The sequence below is a fragment of the Xylanibacter brevis ATCC 19188 genome, from assembly GCF_000621725.1.
GTDB lineage: Bacteria > Bacteroidota > Bacteroidia > Bacteroidales > Bacteroidaceae > Prevotella > Prevotella brevis.
The window spans coordinates 1-19,616 of record NZ_JHXM01000007.1; the positions used below are offsets into that span (position 1 = coordinate 1).

Sequence of the window (19,616 nt, forward strand, 5' to 3'; positions counted from 1 at the left end):
CGATGCCCTGGAAGTTGTTCTTACCTGTGACGGTCAGCTGGTAGTCTCCCAGGTCGGTCTGCGTATCATCGCTTACGGTGTAGTCGGTGGCGGGAACGATCAGTTCGCCAGCCTTCACCACGTCAACCTCAGCCGTCTGCGGCTCCGGACCGAAGGGGTTGAAGATGAACAGCGTATCCTTCAGTGTAGCCTCCGTCAGCGGGGCGGGATTGATGGTGAACGTCTTCTGTGCCTGTCCGCTGTAGTTACCCTGACCGGTGCAGGTCACGGTGGCGGTGCCAGCGTTCGTGTTGTTGCTGTAAGCCACGGTGTAGTCGGTGCCGGCTACGAGCGTCATCTCGTGGAATGTCAGTACGGGAGCAGGGGTCTGAGCCTCGCTGGTGTATGTCAGCGCGTCGATGTCGGCGATGAAGCCGTTCTCCAGCGCCTTCTCACCTACGGTCAGTGTGCCGTTGGCGAAGGTGATGGCATAGTTGTCAGAGGTGTATCCGCTGGGCGTGATGGTGTAATTACCCACGCCGCTCTGGTCCTTCACATAGTCGCAGGCCAGTGCCAGCTCGCCGCCCAGGACAGCGTTCGTCTCGTTGTTCACGAAGCCGTCGTAAGAAACGGTGTACTGAGGAGCATCGTCGCCATAGGTCACCTGCTTATTGTCGGCAGTGACGGTCAGCGGCTTCTTCGTGATGCTGAAGGTCTTCGATGCCGTGTCGCTATACTTCGTGCTGTTGGCAAGCGCGGTGACGGTAGCGGTGGCAGTGCCCACGTTCACGTTGTTCTCGTAGCTCACGCTGTAGTCCGTGCCCTTCACGAGCGTCATGCCGTTGAAGGTCACCACGGGAGCGGGCTCCTGTGCCACGCCGTTATAAACCAGCGATGCGATGTTAGCGATGAAGCCGTCCTCCAGGGCCTTCTTGCCCACGGTCAGCGTACCCTTCGTAAAGGTGATGTCGTAGTTGCTTGAGGTTAGTCCGCTGGGCGTGATGTCGTAGTTGCCGGCGCCGCTCTGGTTCTTCACGTAGCTGCAGGCCAGAGCCAGCGTGCCACCCAGGACAGCCTTCGTCTCGTTGTTCACGAAGCCGTCGTAGCTCTCGGTGTAGGTGGGAGCATCGTCGCCGAAGGTCACGCTCTTGTTGTCGGCAGTGACGGTCAGTGCCTTCTTGTTGATGGTGAACTTCTTCGTGGTCTCGCCGCTGTACTTCTCGCTGGTGCTGACGGCGGTGATGGTCACGGTCGGAGCATTCTCAGTAGCGGTAGCGAGGGCAGCGTTGGTGTTGTTGCTGTAAGCCACGGTGTAATCCACATCCTTGGTAAGAACGGTCTGACCGTCCTTCACAGTGACGACGGGCTCCTGTGCCTGGCCGGTATAGGTCAGGGCGGTGATGTCCTCGATGGTGATGTCCTGATTGGTGAGCAGCTTCTTGTACGTCACGCTGATCTCAGCGTTGGCGCGCTGCATGACGAACGACCAGGTGTTGTCCTGGCCCAGCAGCTTGGTGAGCTCGAAGTCCTGCAGCAGGCCGATGCCGGCCTGTGCGCGGCGGGGAGCCTTGGCAATGGCTGCGCCCCACTGTCCGCTGGTCTGGTTGACCACCCAGCCCGTGTTGGGCGTAACGACGACAGTGACGGTCTCGCCTTCCTTGGCCTTTGTCACCTCGTTCTCGCCCACGTAGAACTTCACGCTACCCTGAGCGTTCGTGCCTACACTCAGCGCATAGTTCACACCGTCGCCAGTGGGAGCGGCAGGTTCATCTCCACCGGTGCAGACAACATGCAGGTACTTCTGACCTTCATACTTAGAAACGTCCGTAGCTGATGCTTCATTGTCGCCGGCTTTGAACAATGTAGGAGTCACGCCTTCGGCAAAAACCAGTGCATCGCCACCAGAGTTCTTTATGCCTTTCGAATATCCATACGCTTCGAGTTCTCCGCTTTTGATTGTTACATTATTCTTGACATTAACGCCGCGACTTTCACTTGTCGTGCTACCGGAAGCCTTCAGCGTACAACCGTCAATGGTTAATGTGCCCTGCGGAACCGATACACCTAAACTTTTAAATTCAGCTCCTGCACTGCCTGCATTCGCTGTCACAGTTCCACCGGCTAATACGAGATCGGCCTGCTGAACAAAAATGCCATTCGATAAATTGCCATCTCCCACTGTAACAGTCAGGCTGCCAGAGCCAGTGATGGTGAAAACATGATCACCATTACCGCCATATAAAAAGAGGCCGTAAAGAGATTTATCTGTGCCACCGGGTAATGTAATTTCGTTGTCACCTTCTATCTTGATGATAAGAGGGGTGTTTCCGTTTGCATCACTTTGATAATAAATGCCACTGTCGTTATAGCCGCAACCATTAAACTTGAAGTTGTTCAGCGTGAGCACCATGCTACCGTTTTCAATGGCTACCGATGCCGTACCTTCAGTGGCACCTGTGCCAGTAATAGTGCCTTCGCTCGTTACTTCTTCAGAGTTGCCGACCCAGAGCTTAGCAATCGTGGCATCGGCCCACGCGCCCGTCACTGCGGTTAGCAGCAGCACAAGCAAACTAAATAATTTCCTTTTCATATTCATAGTTTCTTTATTGTTATTTCTCATTAACTGTTTTCTGTAACAAAAACCTTGAAAACCCCTTGCTGAGAAAGATACTCTTGTCAGCGTATTAACGCCATCTGTCGTAATTCTGCTTGTGTGCAAGGGTTTCACCCCCTCCGTCGCAAATGGTGATTTGCTCCCCTTTGTGGGGCCGTAGACACATTTGGTGTCTACTCTGAAGACCCCAGTCGCCCAGCAGCCTTCCACCAAATACCGTTATCCCTTTCAGGGACTCTTTTCTCATCAAGGAAAAACCGAGAAAACCGGCTGCGCAACCACTCATAACAGCAATGTACTGAGAAAAATGGTTTTTCAGCGAAGCGGGGTTTTTCCACTCGTGATGACCAAGTTTGGGAACCAAACCGTGGTGGGCTTCCACGTTGTGCGAGAGCTCGCTCTCAGGCACAAACGCGGAAGGACAACACGTAAGGTCGAAGACCGTGGTCATCATGAGTGGGGTTTTTCTTGTTTTTGTTTTCATCTTTCTAATTACTCCCCTCCCTCCACAGGGAGGGGTTGGGGGTGGGTCTTTACTTAACCACGACCTTTTTACCATTGAAGAGGTAAACGCCCTTCTTGGTCGGAACACTCTGCAGCTTACGTCCGTTCAGGTCGTACCACTCGCCATTCGTGAGATTCGTGAGATTCGTGTTCGCAATCTTCGTTGCATCCTCGAATACGAGCGTGATTCGTGCGCTGGGCTCGCCAGTGTTGACGCTCAGCCATGCCTTGTTGGCACCGATGGCGAGGTCGTTCTTCACGAATACGAAGGCCTTGCCGTTGAAGGCGTAGTTGGTCTGGCCCTCGGTGCTGGCGGCGATGGTGGTGGCGGTGAGGGTGCCCTGGAACTCAGGTGCTACGGTGATAGCCATGTCGGGCTCGGCGCATGGGATGAGGAGGATGACCTTCGTCTCATTGCTCTTGTTATAAACCAGCATTGGAGTGTTGCTTGGCATGGCGTCGCTCCTGTCGCTGAGCACGGCCTGGTCGCCGTTTACGCTGCTGATGGTGTAGAGCTCGGCGGCCTCGTCCTCCACGTAGAGGGGCTCGTCCTTATAGTAGGTGATGAACTCCTTGGCGGCCACTTCTACCTCGTAGCCCATGAAGAGCTTAAAGGTGTTGCTGAAGGCGGTCTCGCCGGCGTAGTCGCTGTCGTCCTGGGCGAAGGCCTTGAGGGCGTAGAGGCCGGGGGCGAAGTCGAAGTCGTAGAGCATGACGCCGTCGCCTTCGGGCTGGAGTGTCTGCTCGTCGAGCTTATAGATGCGGCAGTAGTAGTCCTGATCCTGTGTGAGGGCTTTCTGCTCGATGCCGTCGTTCACGGCTACGAGTGCCAGCACCTGCATCATGTCCAGGCCGGCGGGCTCATAGCCGCCGCCCTGCTGTGCCTTCTTCACGCGGTAGCGCACGCCGTCGGTGCCGTCGCCCATGGTGGCGGTCATCTGGATGCTCATGTCGCGCACCAGCTCGTACTCGGCCGTGGCGTCGAAGGCGGGCATGTTGAACCAAGCCTCGGTGAAGACGGTATCGTTCTCAGCCTTGTTGGTGGTCACCTCGATGGTGGAGGTAGCCAGCGGCTGCAGGTCGCCCACGAAGGTGACGTTGGCGCTGCTGAATTTGTTCTGATAGGTGCTCAGGTGCTCGGCGAGCACGTGGCACTGGGTGGCCTTGCCTGACTTGAAGTCCATGCCGGAATCGCCCCAAGTCAGGTTGTCCGGGTTGGCGTAGAGATTGACGTCCGATATGGCTGAGCAGAACAAGAAGGCATTATTGCCGATGCTCGTCACCGTCGAGGGGATGGTGACTGATGTCAGGCTGCTGCAGCTTATGAAGGCACCAGCGCCGATGGCCGTCAAACCTGAGGGCAGGGTGATTGATGGCAGGCTGCTGCAGTAGCTGAAGGCAATACCGCCGATGGCCGTCAAACCTTCGGGCAGGGTGACGGAGGTCATGGTTGAGAAGCTGCTGAAGGCATTAAAGCCCAAGGATGTTACGCCGCTCTCCACCACCACGCTGGTGATGTCTCCACTGTTGCCGTCCCATGGCCGGTCGGAATTGTCAAGGTAGTCCGCCATGGTACCGTTGCCGCTGACGGTCATCGTGCCGTTGTTGAGTGTTACGGTGCAGTCGCCGCTTTCCCACTGCGTCTGCGCCCATGCGCCCGTGACTGCCGTGATGAGCAGTGCGAGCGTCATTATATATCTTGATATTGTTTTCATATATTGTATTTCTTTATGTTGTTTATACCTTTTATATTATATACGCGCGAGAGAGGGCGCTCTGACGAATCAGAGAGCCGTCGCCTGATCAGCGCTAAATGCTGCCATTGCTGTATGACGCGTTGGGGTCAATCTTAGCGGTGCCGAGAACAAAATCATCGTTTTGGAACAGGTATCCTAAGTTTTCATGGGTCACATCGCCATCGAATATCTCCCAGCCCTGGTTCTCGGTGGGGTGGTTCTGGATGGCCTCGGCCCATGTCTCGCCCTCGGCGTAGTAGATGGTCTTGCCGCAGACGGTGAGGGTCTTCAGTGCTGACCCCTTCTTCACCTCCACCTTGCGGAACTTGTAGCCGGTGTTGGCCTTGACCTTCACCTCGCTGCCCATCTTCACGCCCTGGAGCTTGCCCTCGGTGACGGTGGCGGCTGTGCCACCTACAGTGACGGTGGCCTTGCCGGCCTCGATGGTGTTGGCGTTGGCAGCGTTGAACTGGATGTCGAACTTGTTGGTGAGCACGGTGACCTTGATTGGGGTCTCGCAGATTTCCGAGTCGTTAAAGGTGTTCTCGGCAGTAGCCTCCTGGCCGTCGGGAGTACCAGCACCCTTGATGTAGTACCATATCAGGACGTCTGCGCCCTCGTCAGCGATATCCTTAGCTGTGGGCACTGTGGCGCTGAAGGCGGTGAGTGCGGGGGCCTCGGTGGCTGAGGTGCCGATGGCGTACATCAGCGTGCCCTGCGTAACCTCGGTGCTCGTTCCGGCGAAGGCCACGATGCCGGTGCCCTCGGCGATGAGCGATGCGTCGGTGCCGGCGATGACGCCTTCAGCGGCTTCGGGCAGCAGCGTCTTCACTTCGGGCTCGGTGCCCGTGGTGGCGAATGCGGCTGCCTTGGCGTAGATGGGTGTCAGCACGACGTCGCTGCCGGGCATTGTGAAGGTTGCAGTCTTCGTTGCTGCGTCCCATTTCACCTCAGGGGCGGCAGAGGCTATGTTGAATTCGAGGCAGGCACGAACATAACAACTACTGTTGTTAGTCTTAGGGTCAGTGCTAAAACCAAATTGGCTTCCACTGTAGGGTATGTAGTAATATGCGTTATTGGAATCGTACTCGTCCTCCGTATTTACCCAATAGCGTTGGGTCAAGTTCGCCATATTTTTAAAGGTACTGTGGCCATTATGTTCGTCGTTTTGATAGTTTTTCGCTGCTTCTCTCATATTGGTCCACTCGTCCATGGTGGCCAACTTCCATGTGCCACCGGTGACGGCCGGAGTGTGAGCGGCTGCGGTTGTTTTGGCCGTACTCCAATCCATAGCGCCTGATTCATCTGCCAGCGCCAGGGCGAGGCCTTTCTTATTCACATTGTCGATGAAAAATATCTTGGCCGCAGCGGTCTTGCTGGCTGCAGTTGCTTCACCTTCCGTAGCGTAGATACTGCCGTCGGTGCAGATCACCTTTCCGAAGTCTTCAGTGGTGACGGAAATGCCGTCCGCCCACGCGCCCGTGACTGCCGTGAGTAGCAGCGCGAGTGTCATTATTATCTTATATTTGGCTTGCAGCCGAAAATTCTTCCGTTCGGCAAAGTTCAAGCAAGCTTGACTTTGCTCTCTCTTAATCGAATTTTTCATATATTGTATTTCTTTATGTTGTTTATACCTTTTATATTATATACGCGCGAGAGGGGTTAGAACGCGAGGCAGGCACGGACATAGTCAGTGGTATAGTCGTCCGCATAGTCGTCAGTCCAATTGCCGGTGGAGAAAGTGCAGCTCCACGCGCAGTCATAACCAGTTGTCGTAGACGACCAGTAGTAATTCGACCCCGACAGCATATTCGTGCCGCCGACACTGCTGAATCCATCGCGCAGGGCGCTGAAACCGCCTGCAGCGTTAATCATATTATTCCACTCGTCCTTGGTGGCCAGTTTCCATGTGCAGCCAGTAACGGCCGGTGTCTTGCCAGAGCATGTGGAATTGGCTGATTTCCAAGTCATTTTTTCACTCTCGTCGGCCAGAGCGAGTGCTAGGCCGTGACCGTCACTAACGTAGCATACCAAAGCCACGGCGGTCACGCCTTCGGGCAGGTTGTTCTTGTCGGCGGCTGCGTAAGTCTTGCCGTCGGAGCCTACTAACATGCCAACCGTTGCCTCGGCCAGGGTCTTGCCTTCAGTAACAGACTTCTTCTTCTCGGCCTTCACGCCGATGACTTTCTTCGTGCCGGTGTAGGTGACGGTGACGTTGGTGCCCATCTTGGCCTTTTCGGCAGGAGTGGTGCTCCAGAGTTCGAGCTCGGGAGTTTCATCAGAGAAGCGAACGCCGTAGATGTTCTTCAGCACGGTGACTTCGATGCACTGGGGCTCGCTGTCGGCATAACCTTCGCCAGCCTGGATGTAGTACCATACATAAACGGTGAAGTCCTCTGTGTCGGCATAGCCGGCTGCGGTGGGCACGGTAGCGGTCCATCCCTCAGCGGTGGTGGCAGGAGCCTGCTCGAGCTGAGCGGTGGTAGCGAAATACTTCACGGTGCCCTGCTCGGTCTGACCGGCAGTGACGATGGCCTTGTCCTCGCCAGCGATGATGCCTTCAGCGGCTGCGGGAGCTGTAGCGAACTGTGCCACGGGGATATAGTTGGCGCTGATCTTTGCACTGGATGCAGGCATGGTGAAGGTCCATGTGTTAGCGGCCTGACCAGCTGTCAACTCGATGCCGTTGACCACAGGGATGCTGCTGGGAGCCCTTTTTGAGGCTGCCGACCATGTGGTGTAAGCCTTGGCAGCAACGCCGTTAACAGCCCAGCCATCCTGTGGGGTGACGATGACGGTTATCACGTCGCCCTCTTCGGCACGGGTCGCGGTGTTCTCGCCTTTCTTGAAGGCTATGTCACCATGAGCGTTGTCGCCGACGGTAAGGTCGAAAAAGGTTTTCAATACCAGATGGAGTGTTGACTCCTTCTGGATGTTGTAGTCGGCCAGTGTCTTGTTGTCCTCGAGGACTTGGCTTGCAAAGATGAGTTTCTGCATTTCTACAGGGATGCCTTCCTTGTCCTCGATCTTGGCTTTGACGTTCTCGAAGCTGTCACTGGGTTCCACCTCAACGGTGATGGTCTTTCCCGTCACTGTCTTGACGAATATCTGCATGGCGCTCATGCTCATGGCAATCATGAGTAGGGTGAGCAATGAAAATATCTTTTGTTTCATATTCATATATAAATTTTAAGGACCCACCCCGTCCCTCCCTGTTGAGGGAGGGGGAAGTCACTCTGTACGTATTTTATTTACTATCAATCACGCATTATTCTTTTCTAATTACTCCCCTCCCTCAACAGGGAGGGGTTGGGGGTGGGTCTTTACTTCACCACGACCTTACGTCCGTTGTTCATGTAGATGCCCTTCTTCGTAGGCATGCCATTGATCTTGCGACCGTTCAGGTCATACCAGTTGCCATTCAATTCTTCAATTCTTGAATTCTTCAATTTTTCAACAGCGGTTGTCTCGTCGTCGAACACGAGGTTGATGCTGCGGGCACCTGACGTCAGCTCGTGGTTGAACTGCAGCCAGCACTGGTTAGCGGCAAGTGTGCCCTCGTCCTCTACCTGTACGAAGATCTTGCCGCCAGAGAGAGCGTAGAAGTCGGCAGCTTCCATGTCGGCAGCGGTGAACTCCTTGTCGATGGCGGTGCCACGGAACTGCTCAGCGAATGAAGGAGTAGCCTCTGCAGTCTCTGTAGTAGGAACGATGGTCACCAGCAGTACTGTTTCGGTGCCGTTGTAAACCAGCAGAGGAGTCTGACCAGCCACAACGCCCTCGAGAGCTGTGCTCAGCACGGCGGTCTCGCCGCTAACGCTGGCGATGGTGTAGAAGTTCACACCCTCAGGCGTGTCCTCGTCGAGCTTCACGTTCCAGTCCTCATAGAAGGTAGCGAACTCGCCGGCGCCGATAACTAACTGGTATGTGTTAGGCATGAAGGAAGCGACGAGGATCTTGTTCTCGGCAGTCATGGTGAAGGTGTTAGTGTTCTGCTCGTTAAGCTCGGCACCATCGCTCCAAGACTGCAGATGACATTTCTCTGCAGGTGTTGCAGTTACGGTCACTTCGGTGCCGGGAGCCACAGTGTAGATGCCAGCCTCTGCGTTAATTGCTACAACGCCATCAGGCAGCACTGTGCCGTTGCCGTAGATCTCGATGCGTGTCACGCCGCCCTTCCACAGCAGCTGGGTGCAATTCCCGTCTCTGTAGGTGTTGCCATCCTTGAGATAGACTCTGCCGCCCATGGCAGATATTCTGCGGGGAGCCGCCTGGGGTTCCATCGTGCGTGAGGTATACATATCGTTGTCACACTTCGAAACATAGCGGCCGTTGCGACCGTAGAAGACGACGCTAGAAACCTTTTGGTCCTTGATTGAGATTTGATCTGGATAATCAGTGGCACCGATTGTCCATTCCGTTTGTTCAGCTGCAATGTAGGGCGCATGTATGTCGATACCTTCTACATTAACAGATCCTTCCACGTTGGCAGCCACGACTTCTGCTATCAGGCCTTCGCCCTCAACAGTCTGTATGCTTACGGTACCCATCTCAGCACTGTTTGGGGCAATGGTGAGCACTGGGTTAGCCACGAAGCTGGCGGTGAGGATCGTTGTCTCGTTGACGGTCAGTTCAAAGGCAGCCTTCGTCTCGCTGTTGCTCCAACCGCTGAAACTATATTGTACGAAAGGAGCAGCCTCTACAGGCACCTTCGAACCGGGAACGACGTAGTATGAGCCAGGTGTGGTTGTCTCGCTCACGCCTTCTGGAAGAGCATACTCAGTAGCATAGACATCGAGCTTGCGAACGCCACCCGTCCACAGCAGCTCGGTGCAATCCCTGTCCTTATAGGTATTGCCGTTCTTGAGATAAATCATTACTTCATAGCCACTGACACTGGCCTCGTAGCTGTTATCGCCAGAGCCATAGAATATGACACGGCTCACATTTAAGTTATTACTCTTACAATAAACACCAATATAATTATAATTATCATTGTTGTTGACCCAGTAACCATTAACAATGTCGTTATAATTATCGAAATAAGTCACAGTTCCATTGGTATGTTCAGTATCGAACGTATCAACGAGCTTTTCTTGTGCGTTGACAATATAAGCCACACCCATGCTGGCGTCGTTGGCAGCGATGGTCAGGACGGCACAATTATCGAAGATGGCTGTGAGCGTTGTGTCGCTTTCCATAGTGATGGTGCGGATGGCCTCATTGTTGGTCTCGTCGTCGCTCCAGTTCTTCAGGTAGTAGCCCTCGGCAGGAGTAGCCTTGACTGTAATCTGTGCGCCGGGTTCCACCTCATACGTGCCGTCGCCATTGTCCTTGATATTAGGATCGTCATAGGCGAAGGTGACCTTAGGCAGGAATCCCTGCTTATTATAATTGTCACCATGGCCTCCCATCGAAGCATTTTCTGCTTCGATGCCAAAGAAGCTTAAACCGATATAGTTACCTTTTTCAAGGTTCTCAAGACCCACGAGCAGGTTGCCGCCGTTGTAGGTGTAGGGCGTAGCGAAGGTGATAATCGCCTCGCCGTTAGCAACCGTCAGCTTGCCGGTATAGAGCGTGGTGCAGTTGGCCTTGTCCTCCAAGGCTGTCATCGTGGTATAGTCCACCTCTTTCACATAGACGTCGATGTCCTTTTCAGAAGTCCAACTGCGGTTTTCGCTGACATAGTACTTCATGCTCTTGATTTTGCAGCCGTTAAGCGTGCTCAACTTAGCAGCGGGAATGACATATTGCGATTTGGTCATTGCATCGAACCAGCCAGTGTAGGCAGGAACAACATTGTTGACAATTGTTCCGTCGTTGACGGTCAGCTCATTGATGACCTCCACGGTACCCTTCTCGTTAGCATTTGCACCCAGGGTCAGGGCAAAGGTGTTGAAGTATTCCACCTGCAGCTCGATGTCAGAGCCGGGCATCGCAGCCAGCGTCCATATCTTACCCGTTGCGTCGGGGGTGAGGTCGATTGGAGTTGGGTCTTGTGCCCACGCTCCCGTGACTGCTGTGAGCAGCAGTGCGAGCGTCATTATATATCTTGATATTGTTTTCATATATTGTATTTCTTTATGTTGTTTATACCTTTTGTATTATATACGCGCGCGAGGGGGCGTTAGTTGCTCGGCTGGTAGGTGTATGGGCTAGTGGTAATAGCACCCACATTGCCGCCGATGGTTACTGTGCCGCAAGTGCCGTAATAGCCTGCGCCGATACTGTTGGTAGCATCACTTCCTTTTGTAGCAGTCACTTCGGTTACGCCTGTAGTAATCGTGATGTCGCCGCAACTGCTAAAGTTTTTGTTATTGTTACCTCTACCTCCGCCAATACCGGCCGCATTATCACCGCCTGTAGCAGTGACGGTTCCACCGCTGATGATAATATTACCACAAGAGAAACTCGCTGGACCTCTTTTACCGCCTCCGATTCCAGCACCATATTGTCCGCCTGTAGCAGTGACGGTTCCACCGCTGATGGTAATATTGCCCCAACTAGCGTTGTATCCGCCACCGATGCCAGCACTATTATTTCCGCCTGTAGCAATGACGGTTCCACCGCTGATGGTAATATTGCCGCAACTAGCGTTGTATCCGCCACCGATGCCGGCACCAAGTCCTCCACTAGTTGCGGTGATTGTGCCGCCCTGGATCTCAATATCGCCGCAAGCAACACCACTTCCGCCACCGATGGCGGTAGCGTAGCCGTAGCTGCTGGCCGTGAGAGAACCTGTGCCATTGATGATGAGCGTCTTGCCAGCAGCAGCCTGGATGCCAGGATAATCCTCATAGAATCCCTTCACAGTATTCGTACCGCTGAGGATAATGGTGGCATCGCCAAGACAAGTGATGCCGGCCCACTCGTAGTTGATGTCGTTCACGCCGTTGATGGTCACGCCGTCCAGTGTCACGGTGGCTCCGTCGGCAATCGAAATCTTGTAGTTGCCAGCGAGCGTGCCCGTCAGCACTTCGCCGTTCTGCGCCTCGTAGTTGCCCGTCAGCGTCGACAGGTCAACGATGTTGCCAGTCGGAGCCGACTGCTCGACGGTGAACGCGAGGCAGGCACGAACTCGGAATGCGTTGCCCTCGTTGGGGGCGTAGAATTCAGCATTGCCGCCGCCATAAATGTACACGCCCCAGGCGTGGGAGCCGGGATTGCTCTCCGTAGACGACCAGTAGTAGCATTCAGCCTGCAAGGCATCACCCTGAGCCGTAGTGAGCTTAGATGCCAACCCACTGTAGCTCTTCTTCATACCTTCTGTCGGAGCACTGTATGATTCGCTTGATCCACAGCCGATGAATATATACTGCCAATCTTTCTCGGACGGCAAGCGCCATGTGCCACCTGTAACGGCTTCCTTGCCGCTGCAAGCTGTACCTGCATCCCCATATTTTTTCGTGTCACTCTCGTCGGCCAGTGCGATAGCCAGACCGTGGGTGCAGTCGCTTGCTGTGCCAACGTAGGCAATCATGGCCACGGCATTTCCTGTAGCCACAGCCTCGGCATCGGCCTTCGTGGCGTAGATTTTGCCGTCCTTTCCGACTATCTTGCCAATATCACCTGCAGTAACCTCAGCAAGAGTTTTAGCAGCACTCTTCTTCACAGCCTTCACGCTCTTCACTCTCCTGGTGCCGCTGTAGGTGGCGGTGACGGTCTGACCTTCCGCAGCAGGATTAGGATTGATGGTCCACTTGTCGGCATCCTCGGTGCCTTCCTTCATGGAAACGGTGTAGCCGGCAGAGGCGGAAGAGGCTGAGCCAGGTGCGAAGACGTAAGGATCGGCCAGTGTTCCGCTGCCGCTTGCTACATGCACTACGGTTGCATCTCCGGTGCTTTCGCCGACACAAGGAATAGCCCCTGCAGAACCTCCTGTTGCAACACCATCAGGCAGATAATACACGGCGTCATCACCGTTAAATTCAAAGGAATCGTCGAATATCATAGAGATTGTCAGCGGCTGTGTGCTGGTAATCTTGACACCCATCTTTTTGAGAGTGCCTGATTGTTCACCATAGTAGACGTAAACATCAGTGGTGCTGGTAATCTCGTCGCCAACTTCATACTCCACGTTCAGGCCGATTGGCTTCGACTCTGCCCACGCGCCCGTCACCGCCGTCATCAGCAGCACGAGCATGGTTAGAATTCTTTTTTTCATAAGCAATTGATTTAATTATGTTATTATTGTTGTTGTTTCGTTTTTGTTTGGTCGCCTCCGGCGATGCGGTGACGATACGTGAGACAGTGACGGAGCAGAGTAATCGACGAAGTCGCTTGCCAAAGCAAGAAGGTTTAGCTCGACGACCCGCAGGGGGAAGTCCGCTCGGCTCTGCCGCTTGCCTAAAGCAAGAGCCGTCCACGGATTCTTTTGTTATACGATTTTTATGATGTTTTGCTTGATTTTTGTGATTTGTTGTAATACAAATACAATAATCAGGACTGTCATCCCGATAAATGGGATGGCAGTCCTGAGAAAGTTATTCATTGGTGAAACATTCATAGGAAGTGGTTAAAATGATAAAGATAAAAACTATGTTATATATTTGTTTCCTCAGCAGAATCTCAGGTTTTGTCTAAGATGTCAGCATCGGTTAGTTACGCTATTCATGATTCTGCTGCAAATATAAATAACATTTTTTAAATATGCAACATTTTATTTAGTTTTTTTTAGATTTAACCAAAAAAGTTATTTCACCATAGAAACAGGCTCTACCTGAGGCGCATCTATCTGGACTTCAGCATGTTCTTGGGATCGAGTGCCTCGTTGAGCGCCTCTTGGGTCATCAGGCCCCCTTTGTCTTTCGTTCGTTGAGACCAAACGGATATCGCCCCGCCGCTCCGCGCGCCGGGTAGAATACGCAATCCGCCGAGTTCATCTTTCGATGTCTCGGCGGATATTCGGCATAGCTCAAGCAAGATTGGCTCTGCTCTCGCTGCTACCTCATGTTTTGAGCATGGCATGCATCGACCACCTTGATAGTGTCGCCCTCAATGATGTAGGCGTAGATAGCCTTGATGTCCTTCATCGTCAGTTCGTAGGCCTCCTCGGGTGTGTACAGTTCCTTGTCCATGTCCTTCAACAAGTTGCGGTAGTAGCTCATGGGGTGCGCACTGCGTCTTCTTGCGGTTGTTGTTGCCATATTCGTTATTATTTATATTGCTTCACGGCTACAAAGATACAACTTTTTCCGAAATTAACGCAAATTCCCTCGGTTTTTTGATATCCGTTCGTCTCAGTAAGTCAAAGAACGATGGGGCGATATACATCTATCTGGACTTCAGCATGTTCTTGGGATCGAGTGCCTCGTTGAGCGCCTCTTGGGTCATCAGGCCCTTCTCCAGCACGATGTCATAGACGGAGCGGTTGGTTTCAAGTGCCTCCTTGGCCACCTTTGTCGATGTCTTGTAGCCGATGTAGGGGTTCAGGGCTGTGACGATGCCAATGGAGTTCTTCACCATCTCCATGCAGCGCTCCTTGTTCACCGTGATGCCCAGCACGCACTCTTCGGTCAGGGTCTCGATGGCGTTCTTCAGCCATATCAGACTCTCGAAGAGCGACTCGGTGATGATGGGCTCCATGACGTTGAGCTGCAGCTGACCGGCTTCGGCGGCAAACGATACGGTGGTGTCGTTGCCGATGACCTTGAAGCACACCTGGTTGACCACCTCGGGGATGACGGGGTTCACCTTGCCAGGCATGATGCTGGAACCAGGCGCCTTGGGCGGCAGGTTGATTTCGTTGAGGCCGCAGCGCGGACCCGATGCCATGAGGCGCAGGTCGTTGCAAATCTTAGACAGCTTCACGGCCAAGCGCTTCAGGGCTGATGAGTAGCTGACATAGGCGCCCGTGTCGGGGGTGGCCTCTACGAGGTCGGCAGCTGATACGAAGGCCTCGCCCGTGAGCTTCGACAGGTTGGCAGCACAGAGCTTGGCAAAGCCCGGCACGGCATTCAGACCTGTGCCGATGGCGGTGCCGCCCATGTTGATCTCGTGCAGCAGCTTCACGTTGCGCTCCAGGTTCAGTATCTCTTCCTCCAGATTGTTGGCATAGGCATTGAACTCCTGGCCGCTGGTCATGGGCACGGCATCCTGCAGCTGCGTGCGACCCATCTTGATGCAGTCGCTGAACTCGTCGCCCTTGTAGCGGAAGGCGCTTATGAGGCCCGTCAGTGCACCTATCAGACTCTTGTTCATATGGATCAGTGCCAGACGGATGGTGGTGGGATAGACATCGTTGGTGGATTGACCGCAGTTGCAGTGGTCGTTGGGCAAACAGTACTGGTAGTCGCCCTTCTCGTGGCCCATGATCTCGAGCGCCCGGTTGGCTATCACCTCGTTGGCATTCATGTTGACCGATGTGCCGGCACCGCCCTGCACCATGTCGATGGGGAAGTTGTCGTGGTGCTGGCCGTCGATCAGTTCGCGACAGGCTTGCGAGATGGCTCCCGCTATCTCGTCGTTGATGACGCCCAACGTATGGTTAGTCTCTACGGCAGCCAGCTTGACGTAGGCAATGGCCTTGATGAAGTCGGGATACATAGACATGGTCTTGCGCGAGATGTGATAGTTGTTGATGCCGCGCTGTGTCTGTACGCCATACAAAGCATTGGCAGGTACGTTGAGTTCGCCTAAGAGGTCAGACTCGGTTCTGAATTTCTGGTTAGTCATAAGTATTTTCGTTTTGAGTTAATAATTTAAGTTCGGCGTGTGTAAAGCCAAGATGTTGGCAGTCTTCATTTCACAAAGATACAATGATTATCTGACACGCTGGCTGTTGGACAACAGGCATTTTTGTACATGGTATAGGCATTTTTGCACAGAGACGATGAATTATGGACGGTTTTTCCTATCTTTGCAGCAAACTTTTCGAATAGACGAAAGCAGACATGAATAATAACAATACTGCCCCCCCCCCCTGCCCCTCCCCTACAAGGGAGGGGAGAACCTCAGAGGAAGCCGCCTCTCTCCCCTCCCTTCAAGGGGAGAACCGCAGAGGAAGCCGCCTCTCTCCCCTCCCTTCCGCTCGAGCTCTGCTCGCTTGCTACCGAAGGGACGCAAGAAGGGGAGAACCGCAGAGGAAGCCGCCTCTCTCCCCTCCCTTGTAGGGGAGGGGCAGGGGGTGGGGTCAGTAACCTTAGTTATATAGAAGTCAACAATCTATTAATACGCAAATAAAAAAACGGAACCTGATGCGCAAGACGATTTTCAAGATACTGGCATGGAGCATTGCGCTGGTTGTGGCTTTGGTGCTGACGGCAGTGCTGCTGCTCAACACCCGTGCTGTGCAACAACACATCTGCCGACGCGCCACTGCTATGCTGAGCGAGCGGCTGCAGGCTCGCGTCGGCATTGACAGCATCGACGTGAGTCTGGCGCACCAGAACCTGCGATTGTTCGGACTGCACATCGACGACCAGCAGCAGCGCCCGCTGCTGATCATCGCCGAGGCTGGCGTCAGCATGGACCTGTGGGCTTTGTTGAAGAACAGGGTGGTGGTGCATGGACTGGACATGAGAGGCGCCCACGCACAGCTCTTGAAACCTGGGAAGGACGAGCCTGCCAACTTCCAGTTCCTGATAGATGCCTTCAAGCCTGGGAAGCCACAGACGGATGCCGAGAAGGACAGCCTGAAGAAGAAAGAAAAGCTGGCGTTCGATGTCCGCCGGTTGACCATGAGCGACATCTTGGTGCGTTATAACAACGCCACGCTACAGCTGGCCTCGCTCAGCGCCAGCGGCAGCAATCGGCACTACCAGGCCAAGGCCCAGCTGCACATCAAGACCGACAACCACCGCCCGCGGAAAAATACGGGTAAGCCGCACCGCGGCTACTTCGACGTAGGCCATTTCGACGTGAGCACGCAACTGCAGCTGCAACTGGACCTGAGCCATCCTGACACCATCTGTGCCGACCTGGTCAGACTGAATGCCACCGACTCGGTCATGGGCATCGACATCGACACCGTGCGCGCATATATTAAATATGTGGATCATAGGCTGCTGCTGAGCAACATACGCATCAAGCAGAAACGCACCGTGCTCGACATTGACAGTGCCACCATGGTGCTGCCACGGAAAAAGGGCAGGGGAGGGAATGCCGATGAAAAACAACAGTTTGGTTTTCAGACGGGCACCATCGTTGGTACGGCCTATCTGCAAGACATCTCGCGAGCCTTTGCACCTGTGCTGAGCCGCTTCTCGATGCCGCTGCAGCTGACCTGCACCATGAGTGGCAACGACAGCACCATGGCATTTCGCAACGTCAGGGTGAACACACGAGACAAGCGACTGACCATTGCCGCTAAGGGCGACATGGTGGGACTGAAACACAAGGAGACCTTCAACCTGACCTTTCGCGTGGGCAGTATGAAGGCGCGAAACGGCGTCGCGGAAGAAATCATCAGGCAGTTTCCTGTGAAGAAGATGATGATGAAACAGCTGCGCAACCTGGGCGACATCAGCTATAAGGGACATTTCCGCGTGGTGAGGAAAAAGCAACGGTTCTGGGGACGACTCAACACGGCGGCCGGCGCACTGGACTTCGACTTTTGGCTGGATGGCCGCCAGAAATATGTGGAGGGAACGGCTTCTGCCGACAGCCTGCTGTTTGGACAGGTGATGGACTTGCCACACTTCGGACCCCTGAAAGCACGGGCCGAGTTCAAAATAGACATCAGCAAGCCTCGCACACGGGCCATGCGCCAGAAACTGGGTGGCAAGTTGCCCATAGGAAAAATAGAAGCCACCGTCGTTGACTGCAAATATCGCGGTGTGCGACTGCGCAATTTGTCAACAACGGTGGCAAGCAACGGTGCCGTGGCCACTGGTAAGCTGTTTCATCATGGTAAGCGTCATGAGCTATTTTTCTCGTACTCGTTTACCAATACCGACGAAATGCGGAAAATGAAAATCACCAAGCCTGGCTTCCGATTCCGTAAGAAGAAAGACGATTACTCTTCATAGACGTCGCCTATGGTATGGGTATGTCTTCATCATCGCCGCCTACGGTCTGGGTCTCACCCACTTTGTATTCGGTGACGCTGTAAGACAACAGATGGGCATTGCTCTCGCAGGCGATGACCACTACTGCTGGGGCGATATATGTTTTCTTCATAACTGTTATTTGATGTTGCTTGTTCCTAATTTAATGTCGATGGTGTAGGATACGCCTGCCTCCCAATTGATGTTGAGTGGAATCACGGCAGTCTTGCTTTCGCCATTGTTGTAGTTGACCTCCAGATGGACGTTATCGGTGCCGTTGGCTAGGTGTGTCTGAGGAATCATGAAGAGGTAGCCACACGACAGCGGTTGGGGGGTGGTGGTGACATTGATAGCGCTATTGCTCAGAGCGTAGGCTTCAGAGCCGCTCACACCAGACCAAGAGTGGGTGTTATAATTGTAGTTGCCCTGGTTGTTGACATTCTTGAGCTGAATGCCGGTGACGGTCAGTGAACCTTTCAGTTGGGCGTACAGCGTGTTCGACAGGTAAACGTTGAAGCGTACGGCAGCACAGGCATGGTCGAAGCGCAGGCTGACGTGACCAGCAGCATCGCTGTAGGAGATGTTCTGATGCTCGGCCACCAGCAGGTCGTGATGGTAGGTGGGATTGCTCTCAACGGTGAATGATACACAGGGGTCGTCGTTGTCGTTGTAGTAGAACGTGCCACGCGTGTAGGCATAGAAGTCTATGGGCTCGTTGTTGACCCCCGATGGCCATTCGTTGGTGTTCCAGACATTATTAGTCTTCGTGAAGTCGTACTTGTAAGCGCCAAGACAGTTCATCGAGAAACTGCTCAGTGAGGATGTTGTGGTCACGGCAGCAGCACGGCTGTTGGCTGTGGGGGCGTCCATGGGGTTCTCTGTCACGTCAACGATCATCATTCTGGGAGCCTCGCTCTCTGTCTCTTCGTCTGATGAGCATCCTGCCAGACAGGCTACCACCAGTAAGAAAATTAATTTTAATGGTTTCATTTCTTTTGTTTATAAATTAAAAGGATATATACACTTCTTGCGGTTTGCCCGTCAGCTGGATGCTTTCCTGGATGACAAAGATGCCACGCTTCTCGGCACTATAATAGTGGATGTGGGCCGTCTCGCCAGTCTCAACTCCGCAGGCGGTGATGGTCCACTGGTCGGGATTGTCGGCATCACGTTGCCCCACACCGCGACACTCGTTATCAACGAATACGGCCATCATGTCGTGGCTATCGACGGTGAATGGCAACTGACGAGGGAGCGAGACGGTGAGCGGACTGACAACGGGATACTTCGTGCTGCCATCGCAGATGGCGAGGTCTTGCTTGTAGGGCTGGAAAAAGTTGTTGGGCGTGAAGGGTACCTCCAACTGCATCTTGTTCAAGTGGTGAATTCCGCCGCAGTAGTAGCGCAGCTCCATGGGTTGGCCGTTCTCCTCGCTGGTGGCCTTGACGTGAAGCAGGAAGGCCGCACGGCCATTGGAGAGCAGGTTGCGCGAACTGGCACCACGACATTCGTCGCCGATGAATACGGCCATCTGGTCGTCGTCGGTGGAGTGGGCAGACAACTCCTCGCTGAGTCTTATCAGCAGGTACATGCTACACTCGAACATGGTGGGGTCGGGGGACTGCCAGTTGGGCTTGCCCACATCCGATGACCAGTCTATTGACCACGTGGGTTTGACAGACTGTGTGAAGACCGAACCAGTCCACTTGTTGTCGTCACTGTCGGATGAGCAGCCCCACGCCAGGGTGAGGGCTGCCATCAGTATCATTGTCTTGAATGTTTTCATATCGCTTGTCA

General features: G+C 53.9%; 13 protein-coding genes. 1 reads left to right on the forward strand and 12 read right to left on the reverse strand.

Features of this window, described 5'->3' with window-relative positions:
* The 9 genes from T433_RS0103985 to T433_RS0104035 form a co-directional block, all read right to left on the reverse strand.
* The coding region (locus T433_RS0103985; protein WP_162164164.1) for an MBG domain-containing protein at nt 1–2,569 on the reverse strand (2,569 nt) is incomplete at its 3' end.
* Nucleotides 2,570–2,663: 94 nt separating this feature from the next.
* Nucleotides 2,664–3,077: a hypothetical protein gene (locus T433_RS0103990; RefSeq protein ID WP_155808347.1), complete on the reverse strand. Its 414-nt coding sequence runs from the start codon at nt 3,075–3,077 to the stop codon at nt 2,664–2,666.
* A 49-nt stretch (nt 3,078–3,126) separates the two neighbouring features.
* Nucleotides 3,127–4,812: a leucine-rich repeat domain-containing protein gene (locus tag T433_RS15805; RefSeq protein WP_081778352.1), complete on the reverse strand. Its 1,686-nt coding sequence runs from the start codon at nt 4,810–4,812 to the stop codon at nt 3,127–3,129.
* A 94-nt stretch (nt 4,813–4,906) separates the two neighbouring features.
* Nucleotides 4,907–6,346, reverse strand: coding sequence for a hypothetical protein (locus T433_RS0104000; protein WP_027454944.1), 1,440 nt, complete (start codon nt 6,344–6,346; stop codon nt 4,907–4,909).
* Between the two features lie 149 nt (nt 6,347–6,495).
* A complete protein-coding gene (locus T433_RS16140; protein ID WP_248616478.1) occupies nt 6,496–8,007 on the reverse strand; it encodes a ubiquitin-like protein in 1,512 nt (503 codons plus the stop codon).
* A gap of 149 nt (nt 8,008–8,156) precedes the next feature.
* Nucleotides 8,157–10,901, reverse strand: a complete 2,745-nt coding sequence (locus tag T433_RS0104010; protein WP_155808349.1) for an InlB B-repeat-containing protein — start codon at nt 10,899–10,901, stop codon at nt 8,157–8,159.
* Nucleotides 10,902–10,960: 59 nt separating this feature from the next.
* Nucleotides 10,961–12,997 carry an autotransporter outer membrane beta-barrel domain-containing protein gene (locus tag T433_RS15810; protein WP_155808351.1) on the reverse strand — a complete coding sequence of 679 codons (2,037 nt, stop codon included), beginning with the start codon at nt 12,995–12,997 and terminating at the stop codon, nt 10,961–10,963.
* Nucleotides 12,998–13,775: 778 nt separating this feature from the next.
* On the reverse strand, nt 13,776–13,979 hold the full coding sequence (locus T433_RS0104030) for a hypothetical protein (protein WP_027454948.1): 204 nt from the start codon (nt 13,977–13,979) through the stop codon (nt 13,776–13,778).
* A 127-nt stretch (nt 13,980–14,106) separates the two neighbouring features.
* Nucleotides 14,107–15,507: an aspartate ammonia-lyase gene (locus T433_RS0104035; protein WP_027450586.1), complete on the reverse strand. Its 1,401-nt coding sequence runs from the start codon at nt 15,505–15,507 to the stop codon at nt 14,107–14,109.
* 521 nt (nt 15,508–16,028) lie between these two features.
* Between T433_RS0104035 and T433_RS0104040 the strand changes: the two genes are divergently transcribed.
* Nucleotides 16,029–17,801 carry an AsmA family protein gene (locus T433_RS0104040; protein ID WP_027454949.1) on the forward strand — a complete coding sequence of 591 codons (1,773 nt, stop codon included), beginning with the start codon at nt 16,029–16,031 and terminating at the stop codon, nt 17,799–17,801.
* 7 nt (nt 17,802–17,808) lie between these two features.
* Here T433_RS0104040 and T433_RS16405 read toward each other — a convergent pair whose 3' ends face one another.
* From T433_RS16405 to T433_RS0104055, 3 genes are read right to left on the reverse strand one after another with little or no spacing between them, the layout of a single operon-like run.
* A complete protein-coding gene (locus tag T433_RS16405) occupies nt 17,809–17,952 on the reverse strand; it encodes a hypothetical protein (protein WP_155808353.1) in 144 nt (47 codons plus the stop codon).
* Nucleotides 17,953–17,957: 5 nt separating this feature from the next.
* Nucleotides 17,958–18,809, reverse strand: a complete 852-nt coding sequence (locus T433_RS0104050; protein WP_081778353.1) for a fimbrillin family protein — start codon at nt 18,807–18,809, stop codon at nt 17,958–17,960.
* A gap of 16 nt (nt 18,810–18,825) precedes the next feature.
* Nucleotides 18,826–19,605 (reverse strand): hypothetical protein, encoded by a 780-nt coding sequence (locus T433_RS0104055; protein ID WP_155808355.1) that lies wholly within the window; start codon nt 19,603–19,605, stop codon nt 18,826–18,828.
* Between the last annotated feature and the right edge of the window lie 11 nt (nt 19,606–19,616).